This is a genomic window from Chitiniphilus eburneus (assembly GCF_005048205.1).
In the GTDB taxonomy this organism is placed as follows: domain Bacteria; phylum Pseudomonadota; class Gammaproteobacteria; order Burkholderiales; family Chitinibacteraceae; genus Chitiniphilus; species Chitiniphilus eburneus.
The window spans coordinates 1-10,781 of record NZ_SUMF01000053.1; the positions used below are offsets into that span (position 1 = coordinate 1).

Annotated in this window: 9 protein-coding genes; 3 read left to right on the top strand and 6 right to left on the bottom strand. The window is 66.3% G+C overall.

What is annotated here, in order from left to right; translation table 11 throughout:
- Positions 1-263: double zinc ribbon domain-containing protein (locus FAZ21_RS20665; RefSeq protein WP_246038792.1), on the bottom strand; the 263-nt coding region annotated here is incomplete at its 3' end.
- A 73-nt stretch (positions 264-336) separates the two neighbouring features.
- Between FAZ21_RS20665 and bioB the strand changes: the two genes are divergently transcribed.
- The 3 genes from bioB (at position 337) to FAZ21_RS19530 (ending at position 4,917) form a co-directional block, all read left to right on the top strand.
- Positions 337-1,326: a biotin synthase BioB gene (gene bioB, locus FAZ21_RS19520; RefSeq protein ID WP_136775105.1), complete on the top strand. Its 990-nt coding sequence runs from the start codon at positions 337-339 to the stop codon at positions 1,324-1,326.
- Between the two features lie 235 nt (positions 1,327-1,561).
- Positions 1,562-3,199 carry an ABC transporter ATP-binding protein gene (locus FAZ21_RS19525; protein WP_136775106.1) on the top strand — a complete coding sequence of 546 codons (1,638 nt, stop codon included), beginning with the start codon at positions 1,562-1,564 and terminating at the stop codon, positions 3,197-3,199.
- Positions 3,200-3,333: 134 nt separating this feature from the next.
- The gene (locus FAZ21_RS19530; RefSeq protein WP_136775107.1) at positions 3,334-4,917 is read left to right on the top strand and encodes a methyl-accepting chemotaxis protein; all 1,584 of its coding nucleotides are present in this window, start codon (positions 3,334-3,336) and stop codon (positions 4,915-4,917) included.
- Positions 4,918-5,147: 230 nt separating this feature from the next.
- Here FAZ21_RS19530 and clpB read toward each other — a convergent pair whose 3' ends face one another.
- From clpB to cysG, 5 genes are all read right to left on the bottom strand, one after another.
- Positions 5,148-7,724, bottom strand: coding sequence for an ATP-dependent chaperone ClpB (gene clpB, locus FAZ21_RS19535; RefSeq protein ID WP_136775108.1), 2,577 nt, complete (start codon positions 7,722-7,724; stop codon positions 5,148-5,150).
- A gap of 342 nt (positions 7,725-8,066) precedes the next feature.
- On the bottom strand, positions 8,067-8,378 hold the full coding sequence (locus FAZ21_RS19540) for a GNAT family N-acetyltransferase (RefSeq protein WP_211243536.1): 312 nt from the start codon (positions 8,376-8,378) through the stop codon (positions 8,067-8,069).
- Positions 8,378-8,527, bottom strand: coding sequence for a hypothetical protein (locus tag FAZ21_RS20670; protein WP_211243537.1), 150 nt, complete (start codon positions 8,525-8,527; stop codon positions 8,378-8,380). The genes FAZ21_RS19540 and FAZ21_RS20670 overlap by 1 nt, the downstream gene beginning before the upstream one ends.
- Entirely contained in the window at positions 8,524-9,816 is a 1,293-nt protein-coding gene (locus tag FAZ21_RS19545; protein WP_136775109.1) for a diguanylate cyclase, read from the bottom strand. Before FAZ21_RS19545 ends, FAZ21_RS20670 begins: the two co-directional genes overlap by 4 nt.
- Positions 9,817-9,948: 132 nt before the next feature.
- A partial coding sequence (cysG, locus tag FAZ21_RS19550; RefSeq protein WP_246038793.1) for a siroheme synthase CysG occupies positions 9,949-10,781 on the bottom strand: 833 nt, incomplete at its 5' end.

Sequence of the window (10,781 nt, forward strand, 5' to 3'; positions counted from 1 at the left end):
GCATAGGCAAAGCAGGCGTGCGTCGCGGCAAAGGCGGGCGGCGCGGCAAGGCAGTGCCCGCAGCACGCCCCGCTGGGCACCGGCATGGCGCACACGGCGCAACGTGATGCGGGCAGGGTGGGCAGATCGTCGAGGCAGGCGGCGCACAGGCCATCGCGACAAGCCGCGCCGCAGCCCAGGCACGCGGTGGGCGGCCAACGGCCAACGGCGCGGAACACGCCCCACGCTGTGGTACGAATGGGATGGTTGTTCAGAAATTTCATTTTGAAAATTGACAATGCCTTGCCCGGCTGCGGACAATCCGGCCATTCCTTTCTAGACCAGCAGGGGCTTCGCATGAATCCACCGCAGACACAGACCATCGAGTTGACCCGCGCTACGCCGCACCCCGAGCAGGCGTTGTGGGACGAGGCCGGCATCGCCGCCCTGTTCGCCATGCCGTTCAACGACCTGCTGTTCCAGGCGCAGCAGGTGCATCGCGAGCACTTCGACGCCAACCGGGTACAGTTGTCCACGCTGCTGTCGGTCAAGACCGGCGGCTGTAGCGAGGACTGCGGCTATTGCCCGCAGTCGGCGCGCTACCACACCGGCGTGGAGAACCAGGGCCTGATGGCGGCGGAGGAAGTGATCGAAACCGCGCGGCTGGCCAGGGAAAACGGCGCCAGCCGCTTCTGCATGGGCGGCGCGTGGCGCGGCCCCAAGCAGCGCGATCTGGATGAACTGAAGAAGATGATCGCCGGCGTGAAGGCGCTGGGGCTGGAAACCTGTGGCACCTTCGGCATGCTCAAGGACGGCATGGCCGAACAGCTCAAGGGCGCCGGGCTGGACTACTACAACCACAACCTCGACACCGCGCCGGATAAATACGGCGACATCGTGTCCACCCGCGATTACGACGATCGGCTGGATACGCTGGGCAAGGTGCGCCGCGCCGGCCTGTCGGTATGCAGCGGTGGCATTGTCGGCATGGGCGAAACGCGCGAACAGCGCGCCGGCCTGCTGGCGCAACTGGCCAACCTCGACCCGCAGCCCGAATCGGTGCCGATCAACAACCTGGTACCGGTGCCGGGCACGCCGCTGGCCGACGCCGAGCCGCTGGACTGGACCGAATTCGTGCGCACCATCGCCGTGGCCCGTATCGTCCTGCCGCGCTCGTTCGTCCGGCTCTCCGCCGGCCGCCGCGAAATGCCGGAGGCCATGCAGGCACTGTGCTTCATGGCCGGCGCCAACTCGATCTTCTACGGCGACAAATTGCTGACCACCGGCAACCCCGATGTCGAAGGCGACCGCCGCCTGTTCGCCAAGCTGGACCTGCTGCCGTTGTAGGGGTGGGAGGGCTACCTCTGGACAAGGGCACATCTGGGAAAAGGCCACACCTGTAGACACAAAGCGCACTGAGAACACAGAGAGCACAGAGAACTACAGAACCGCGAACCATACCGATCTGGCCTGTCGGGTTCTTTCCGGTTTCTCCGTGTTCTCAGTGCGCTCTGTGTCTACAGATTTGAATTTCAGGTGGCGGAAGATTTGAACTCTTCCCATTCGGGTTATCATCGCTGGCATGTCCGCCCCGATCACCACCTCCGCCCAGACCGCCGAGCCGCTGCTCGATGTGGCGGGGCTGCATGTCGAGTTTCCCGGCCACGAGCGCGCGGCGGTGGAGGCGGTGGCGTTTACGCTGGCCGCTGGCGAGACGCTGGCGCTGGTGGGGGCGTCCGGTTCGGGCAAGAGCGTTACCGCGCGGGCCATTGCCCAGCTCGATCCGGAGGCGCGCTATGTGGGCAGCGTGCGCTTTGCCGGTGAAGAACTGATCGGAGCCAGCCAGGCCACCTTGCGCCGCATTCGCGGCGAGGGCGTGGGCATGGTGTTCCAGGAGCCGTTGTCCGCGCTGAACCCGCTGCATGCCATCGGCCGTCAGATCGGCGAGACGCTGGCGCTGCATGCCGGTATCACCGGCAAGGCGCTGCGCCATGCGGTGATCGAGTTGCTCGGCCGCGTGCATCTCAACGACGCCGAGCGGGTGCTCGGTGCCTATCCCCATCAATTGTCGGGCGGACAACGCCAGCGTGTGCTGATTGCGATGGCGCTGGCCTGCCGGCCGCGCGTGCTGATCGCAGACGAGCCGACCACCGCGCTCGATGCGCACCTGCGGGTGCAGATACTGCAATTGCTCAAGCGTATCGCCGCCGATGACGGCATGGGCCTGCTGCTGATTTCCCACGACCTGGTGATGGTGCGTGGTTTTGCTGACCGGGTAGCCGTGATGTGCGATGGCCGCATCGTTGAATCGGGCCCGGCCTGCGATGTGTTCGAGGCCCCGTCGCACGCCGCCACGCGCGCATTGCTGGCGGTGCGCCAGGCCCGGCTGGCCCAGCCGGTGGCGCCCGGGGCGCCCGCCGCGCTGTGCGTGACCGGCGTGTGCTGCGACTACACGCATCAACCCGGCATCTTCAAGCGGCCGCAGACGGTGCGGGCGCTGGCGCCGGCCGATTTCGACCTGGCACGCGGCGAAACGCTGGGCGTCGTCGGCGAATCCGGCTCGGGCAAGACCACGCTGGCGCTGGCGGTACTGCGCCTGACGCGCGAGGGGCACGGCCAGATCGTGCTGGGCGCGGGCGAGCGCGAAGCAGTGCGTTTCGATCGCCTGAGCGGCGCGGCGCTGCGCGATGCGCGCAGCCGCATGCAGGTGGTGTTGCAGGATCCGTTTTCCTCGCTGTCGCCGCGTATGACGGTGGCCGAGATCGTCGAGGAAGGCTTGCTGGTGCATCGGCCCGAGCTTGGCCCCGACCTGCGCCGGCAGGCCGCGATCGATGTGCTGGCCGAAGTGGGCCTGGGCACGGACGTACTGGAGCGTTATCCGCACTCCTTCTCGGGTGGGCAGCGGCAGCGCATCGCCATTGCCCGCGCGCTGATCCTGTCGCCGGAAGTGCTGGTGCTGGACGAACCCACATCCGCGCTGGATGCGCATATCGGCCTTCAGGTGCTCAAGCTGCTGGCCGAACTGCAACGCAGGCACGGCCTGTCTTATGTACTGATCACCCACGATCTGGCGGTGGTGCGCGCCCTGGCGCATCGCGTGATCGTGTTGCAGTCCGGCGAGGTCGTCGAACGCGGCACCGTCGAATCGGTATTCACCAGTCCGGAACATCCCTACACCCGGCAGTTGCTTGCCGCGGCGCAGTACCTGCCCGCGGCCTGATCCCCTACTTACCTACCCATTTGTACGGTATTGCGGATATCCGCGATGCCGGCGCGAGCGCTTTTTTTTAACGTCGTATATCAGTCTTTTCTAATTAAAACCACAACAATAATTTGCTTTGCCAGGAGTTACCCATGCGTCGCAACGAACCCGTCACCCAGAGAGAGGTTCGCGTCGATCCTCGCCATCCCATCGTCAGCAAGACCGATCTCAAGGGCAGGATCACCTATGCCAACCCCGCTTTCATCGCCATCTGCGGCTTCAGCCACGATGAGCTGATCGGCGCCCCGCACAATCTGGTGCGCCACCCCGACATGCCGCCGTCGGCATTCGCCGACCTGTGGCAGACGGTGCAGTCCGGCCAGCCCTGGCGCGGCATCGTCAAGAACCGTTGCAAGAATGGCGACCATTACTGGGTGGAGGCCTTTGTCACGCCGTTGTTCGAGGACGGCCGCCATGTCGGCTACATGTCGGTGCGCAATGCGCCCACCCGCGCGCAGATCGATGGCGCGGATGCGCTGTACCGCCAGGTGAACGCGGGGCAGGCTGTCCTGCCGGCCACGCGCTGGCCGCACCGGCTGGCGTTGCGCTGGCGTGTCGCGCTGGTGCTGGGCGCCACCGTGGCACCCTTGCTGGGCGCGGCCGGGGTCGATGCCGCGCGCTGGCCACTGGCGGTGTTGGGCGTGCTCGCGGCGGGTGCGGGCTGGGCCTGGATCAGCAGCGGCATCCGCATGCCGCTGGCGCGGGCGGGCCAGGTATTCGCCCAACTGGCGGAGGGCAATTTCAAGGTGCAGGTGGATACGCGGGTACCGGCCGAGTTCTCGCAACTGTTGCTGCAACTGGAAGGCATGCGCATCAATCTGCGCGCGGTGATCGCGGACGTGGTGTCGGCCGCCGAGGAAGTGGGAGGACGGGCGGGGGAGCTGTCCACCCAGTCGGGCGAACTGGCGCAACGCTCGCGCGTGCAGTCCGACCGTGTGAGCGGCGTGGCCGCGGCGCTGGAGCAACTGACGGCTTCGGTGGCGGAAATCCAGGATTCCACGCGCCACAGCGCGGAGCACGCCAGCCGGGCCTCCGAACTGACCCGCGTGGGCGGCGAGGAAATGCGCGCGGCGCAGGGCGCCACGCGGCAGGTGGCGACGGTGGTCGAAGGCGCCTGTACCACGCTGGATGAGCTGAGCGAGGCGGTGCGCGCCATCGACAGCGTGACCCAGACCATCCGCGAGATCGCCGACCAGACCAATCTGCTGGCATTGAACGCGGCCATCGAAGCGGCGCGCGCCGGCGAAGCCGGACGGGGCTTTGCCGTGGTGGCGGACGAGGTGCGCAAGCTGGCGGAGCGCACCAGTGTTTCCACCGGCACCATCACCCGGACCATCGAGGCCATTGCCGCGCGCACCGGCGTTGCCACCGACACCATGCGCCACGCGGTGGACGGGGTGCGGCACGGCGGCGAGCTGATCGATGCCTCCACCGCCACGCTGGGACAGATCGAAAACGCCAGCCAGGGCGTGGATCGCTCCGCGCGCGAAATCGACCAGATGCTGTCGCAGCAGACCCAGGCGGCGCAGGATGTGGCCGACAGCATGGAACGCATCAGCGAGCTGGCCGCGCGCAACGACGAAACGCTGGGCAGCGTGGACGAGGCCGCGCACCGGCTGGCGAACGTGGCGCGGGAGCTGCGGCTGCTGGTCAGCCAGTTCGAAAAATCGCTCTGACGGCAACACGACGAGGCCCGCCGGTTGGCGGGCCTCGTCGATGGCCAGCGCAGCCTATCCTGGGCGCAGCCATATTCGGGAAGGGCGAGGGCGAGGCGCATTGCCACGTGGCGCCGGGCTGGCGGGGGTCACCCCGCGCCCCCGGCACCCTTTGCCCGCGATCCCGGCCTTGGTCCGTGCCCGGTCATTTCGCCCTTTGGAGCCGCTGACAAAACCCAGCGCAGCGGTTCTTAGTGGGCGAACACGATGCGCCCGTTCTGCGCATCCACCCGGACCACATCCTTCGGGCCGAATTCACCGGCGAGGATTTTCTTCGCCAGCGGGTTTTCGATCTCCGCCTGGATCGCGCGCTTGAGCGGCCGCGCGCCGTACACCGGGTCGAAGCCGGCCTCGGCCACCAGATCGAGCGCCGCGTCGCTGGCGTCGAAACCGATCTCCAGTTGCGCCAGCCGCTGCGTCAGCCGCTGCAACTGGATGCGCGCGATGTTGCGGATCTGCGCGGCCTCCAGCGCGTGGAACACCACGATCTCGTCGATGCGGTTGACGAACTCGGGCCGGAAATGCATTTTCACCTCGGCCAGCACCGCCAGCTTCACCACCTGGTAGTCGTCGCCCGACATCATCTGGATTTGCTGGCTGCCCAGGTTGGATGTCATCACGATCACCGTGTTGCGGAAATCCACGGTACGGCCCTGGCCGTCGGTGAGGCGGCCATCGTCCAGCACCTGCAACAGCACGTTGAACACGTCCGGGTGCGCCTTTTCCACCTCGTCCAGCAAAATCACGCTGTACGGCTTGCGGCGCACCGCCTCGGTCAGGTAGCCGCCTTCCTCGTAGCCGACATAGCCGGGGGGCGCGCCGATCAGGCGGGCCACCGAGTGCTTCTCCATGAACTCGCTCATGTCCAGCCGTACGATCTGTTCCTCCGAATCGAACAGGAACTCGGCCAGCGCCTTGGTCAGCTCGGTCTTGCCGACGCCGGTGGGGCCGAGGAACAGGAACGAGCCATACGGCCGGTTCGGATCGGCCAGGCCGGACCGCGAGCGGCGGATCGCGTCGCTGACCAGCCGTACCGCTTCATCCTGCCCGATCACACGGCGGTGCAGCGCGTCTTCCATGCGCAGCAGCTTGTCGCGCTCGCCCTGCATCATCTTGCTGACCGGAATGCCGGTGGCGCGGCTGACCACTTCGGCGATTTCCTCCGCGCCCACCTGGGTACGCAGCAGCCGGTTGGGCCGGTCCTGGCCCTCGGCGGCCTCGGCCGCGTTCAGCTTGGCATCGAGTTCGGGCAGCTTGCCGTATTGCAGTTCGGAAGCTTTGTCCCATTCGCCGCGCCGTTGCGCCGCCTGGATGGCGTTGCGCACCTGTTCGATCTCTTCCTTGATCGACTGCGAGCCGAGCACGGCGGCCTTTTCCGCCTTCCAGATTTCCTCCAGGTCGGAGTACTCCTTGCCCAGCTTGCCGATCTCGTCCTCGATCAGCGCCAGCCGGCGTTGCGAGGCTTCGTCCTTTTCCTTCTTCACCGCCTCGCGCTCGATCTTGAGCTGGATCAGGCGGCGGTCGAGCTTGTCCATCGCCTCCGGCTTGGAGTCGATCTCCATCTTGATGCGGCTGGCGGCCTCGTCGATCAGGTCGATCGCCTTGTCCGGCAGGAAGCGATCGGTGATGTAGCGGTGGCTCAGCTCGGCGGCGGCGACGATGGCCGGGTCGGTGATGTCCACGCCGTGGTGGATTTCGTACTTTTCCTGCAGGCCGCGCAGGATGGCGATGGTGCTTTCCACGCTGGGCTCGTTCACCAGCACCTTCTGGAAGCGGCGTTCCAGCGCGGCATCCTTCTCGATGTACTTGCGGTATTCGTCCAGCGTGGTGGCGCCGATGCAGTGCAGCTCGCCGCGCGCCAGCGCCGGCTTGAGCATGTTGCCGGCATCCAGTGCGCCTTCGGCCTTGCCCGCGCCGACCAGGGTGTGGATTTCGTCGATGAAGACGATGGTGTTGCCCTCATCCTTGGCCAGCTCGTTGAGCACGGTCTTGAGGCGTTCCTCGAATTCGCCGCGATACTTGGCGCCGGCCAGCAGCGCGGCCAGGTCCAGCGTGAGCACGCGCTTGGACTTGAGCGATTCGGGCACTTCGCCGTTGACGATGCGCTGCGCCAGCCCTTCGACGATGGCGGTCTTGCCCACGCCCGGCTCGCCGATCAGCACCGGGTTGTTCTTGGTGCGGCGTTGCAGCACCTGGATGGCGCGGCGGATTTCGTCGTCGCGGCCGATCACCGGGTCCAGCTTGCCGGCACGGGCACGCTCGGTGAGGTCGATGGTGTACTTGCCCAGCGCGCCGCGTTGCGACTCCGCTTCGGCGCTCTGCACGCTTTCGCCGCCGCGCACCGCGTCGATGGCGGCCTCGATGGCATCCTTGTTGCCGCCGTGCTGCTTGAGCAGGCGGCCGGTCTCGCCCTTGTCGTCGGCCAGCGCCAGCAGGAAGAGATCGCTGCTGATGAACTGGTCGCCCCGCTTGATGGCGGCCTTGTCCACCAGGTTGAGCAGGTTGCCCAGCTCCTTGGAAACGGTGATTTCGCCGCCAGTGCCCTCCACCTTGGGCAGCCGGCCGATGGCATCCCTGAGCGCGTTCTGCAACGGCACCACGTTGACGCCGGCCCGTGCCAGCAGCGCGATGGCGCCCGAATCGGTGTCGCCCAGCAGTGCGGACAGCAGGTGTTGAGGCTCGATATACGGATTGTCGTGGCCCAGCGCCAGGCTCTGGGCGTCGGCGAAGGCTTGCTGGAACTTGGTGGTGAGTTTGTCGAAACGCATGGCTGGAAACCCTCCCGGAATCAGTGTCTTTGCACTGATAGTTGGGGAGGGCGCAGGGGTTTTCAAGCGTAAATGCGGCGGGCCGCGCCAGGGGGGCCGCAGTCGGAATGCCGTGCGGCGATTCCGGCAAGCAGTGCGCCACGCAGGCGGTGATTCACCGCCACCCGGGCCATGCAGCCGCGGGCCTAGGGCGTGTCATCCAATGTTTCGCGACAGCGTTCGGTGCAGTTCGGGATGGCACGCCCTAGTGCCGGATGACTGACGAAAACAGCGTAACGGCGCAGGCCGATGAGGTACCGGCGCCTGTGGCCACCTACCGTGCAAGGCCTGGCCGGAAGGGCGTTATGGGTTGCTTCGGTCGTAGTGCAAGGTCAGTCGCAGCATGTCGCAAAGCTGGATGCCACGCTCGAAGATTGGCTCGGGGTAGTGGGTCAGGAAGAAATCGCGCTCGATGGCGCTGACGCGAAAGCCGGCACGTTGGTAGAAAGCCAACTGGTAGCCGAAGGTGCCGGTACCCACCTCCAGCCGGCTTGCACCACTATCGCGCACCGCGTCGATCACCCACTGCAACAGCGCGGTGCCTAGCCCCTGGCATTGCTGCGTCGGGGCGACCGCGATGGCCATCAGCTCCCAGGCGCGCTCGGCAATCGGCATCACCACTCAGCGGCAGGGGCAGCGCCGACATCGCCAATGAAGCAGCGCGAGCGGCCGAGGTAGCTTTCCAGCCTGGCGCGCGAGGGGTCGGCGAGCAGCAACAGTGCCACCGGGACGGCAGCGGGGGCGACCTCGATGATGCGTATCACGGCCGTCGCGCGATCACCCGGTCGCGACCTTCGTTCTTGGCCTGATACAGCGCCTCGTCCGCGCGCTTGAGGCAATCCCCGATCGGCTCGCGCGCCAGCACGGTGACCCCGAAGCTGGCGGTCACGTGCAGGCCGCCTTCCCAGTCCAGGTTGCGCAGGTGCAGCCGGATTTTCTCGGCAAGCTGGATCGCCGAGGCCAGCGCGGTATTGGGGCAGAACAGCACGAACTCCTCGCCGCCCCAGCGCACCAGGTAGTCTTCCTTGCGGATCAGGTTGCTCACTTCGTGGGTGAACTGCTTGAGCACCAGGTCGCCGGTGTCGTGGCCGTATTCGTCGTTGACCTGCTTGAAGTGGTCCAGATCGATGAAGATCACTGCCAGCGGTCGGTCGGGTTGTGCCAGCTCGGCTTCGCGCAGCAACTCATCGCGGATGCCGGCACGATTGCGCACCCCGGTGAGCGGGTCGCGGCGGGCCAGTTCGCCAACCACTTTGTTTTCAAGTTGCAAGGTTTTGGTCAGAGAGCGCAAGTCTTCCTCGCGCCGGCGGCTATGCCGCAGCCGGCGCTGCATCTGGCGCAGGTCGTTCACCAGCACGCCGACCGCCAGCGCCACCCATAGCGCCACCAGCACCAGCGCCATCTGCTCGCGGCTGATCCATTTGCCGTGGAATTCGATGAAGCGCACGGTGATGACGTGCTCGCCGGGGTCTTTCAGGCCGGAGGTGGACAGTTGCACCATGCGCACGTGGCGCAGGTCGGGGCCGGCGTGTTCCACCGGGATGCCCAGTTCCGCCAGCCACCAGCCGGCGACATTGAAGCTGTACAGCGGGATGGTCTTCACCTCGCCGCCCACGGCGGGCACGAAGCTGAGTTCGTTGGCTTTCCAGGTGGTGTCGTCGTTGGCCTTGCCATAGGCCGGATCGAAATTACGCAGGTAAAACCGCAGGTTGCGCGTGCCCGGGGCGCGATACTCCACGCCCAGCCTGATGAATTCGAAGCGCGACAGGTCGATCCCTTCTTCCTTGGGCGTGAGCCGGATCGACATCTCGCAGAAGGGCCATTCATAGGCGGCGGACAACAGGCAGTGCAGGGCGACGGTGTCGTCGCTGCGGATCAGCCGCGCCACCGAGGCGCCGCCGGAAACGCGGTCGTCGAGCGAGGCCATCGGCAGGCCACTGCGGCCATCGATACGGATCACCCGGTTCATGCCGAAATGCTGCCAGAGGAGCAGGACACCGGACAGCAGCAGCATGACCAGCACACTTAGACGAGGGTATTTGGTGATTCGCATCTGGTGGTTCCAGAGGGCATTGGTGCGCGCCCAGTATACGGCGGTCTCTTACGCCTGGTATATAAGCAAAGCATTATTTTGTATTTTGAAAGAATTTCACTGACAAAGATTAAATTAATAGAGAAAGCCTGCTCAGCAATGCCGCCATCCCAGTTTCCCGGCCAGCCGCACCACGTCGCCGATGATGATCAGTGCCGGTGGCTTGACGCCTGAACTCGCCAGCAGTTCGGGCAGTGTCGCCAGGGTTCCGACCAACGTGCGTTGCTGCGGCAGCGTGGCTTTTTCCACGATGGCGGCGGGGGTGTCGGCCGCCCGGCCGTGCGCGATCAATTGGGCGCAAATGCGCGGCGCCTGGGCCACGCCCATGTAGACCACGATGGTTTCGCTGGCGGACGTCAGGCGCGGCCAGTCCAGCTCGATCTCCTCGCCGCGCCGATGGCCGGTGACGAAGGTGACTGACTGCGCGTAGTCGCGATGGGTGAGCGGGATGCCGGCATAGCACGATGCGCCCGCCGCCGAGGTGATGCCCGGCACCACCTGGAATTCGATGCCGGCGGCGGCCAGTTCTTCGATCTCCTCGCCGCCCCGCCCGAAGATGAACGGATCGCCGCCTTTCAGCCGCAGCACCGTCTTGCCTTCGCGCGCCAGCCGCACCAGCAACTGGTTGATGTCCTCCTGCGGCAAGGCATGGTTGCTGGCCTTCTTGCCGACATACAGGCGCTCGGCGTCACGGCGGACCAGATCGACGATCTCGGGCGAGACCAGGTTGTCATACAGCACTACGTCCGCCCGCTGCATCAGGCGCAGCGCGCGGAAGGTCAGCAGGTCCGGGTTGCCCGGGCCCGCGCCGACCAGGTACACCGCGCCGCGGGCAAGCGTGTCGGCGTCGCTGTCGGCCAGCGTGGCGTTCAGCGCTGCCTCGGCGCCCGCCACGTCGCCGGCCAGCGCGCGTTCGGCGGCCGGGC

What these genes read in the sequence shown, in the direction of transcription:
- FAZ21_RS19540 (WP_211243536.1), bottom strand. Translation starts at nt 8,378, where the DNA reads ATGCCGATTGCCGAGCGCGCCTGGGAGCTGATGGCCATCGCGGTCGCC.
- clpB (WP_136775108.1), bottom strand. Translation starts at nt 7,724, where the DNA reads ATGCGTTTCGACAAACTCACCACCAAGTTCCAGCAAGCCTTCGCCGAC.
- bioB (WP_136775105.1), top strand. Translation starts at nt 337, where the DNA reads ATGAATCCACCGCAGACACAGACCATCGAGTTGACCCGCGCTACGCCG.
- FAZ21_RS19530 (WP_136775107.1), top strand. Translation starts at nt 3,334, where the DNA reads ATGCGTCGCAACGAACCCGTCACCCAGAGAGAGGTTCGCGTCGATCCT.
- FAZ21_RS19545 (WP_136775109.1), bottom strand. Translation starts at nt 9,816, where the DNA reads ATGCGAATCACCAAATACCCTCGTCTAAGTGTGCTGGTCATGCTGCTG.
- FAZ21_RS19525 (WP_136775106.1), top strand. Translation starts at nt 1,562, where the DNA reads ATGTCCGCCCCGATCACCACCTCCGCCCAGACCGCCGAGCCGCTGCTC.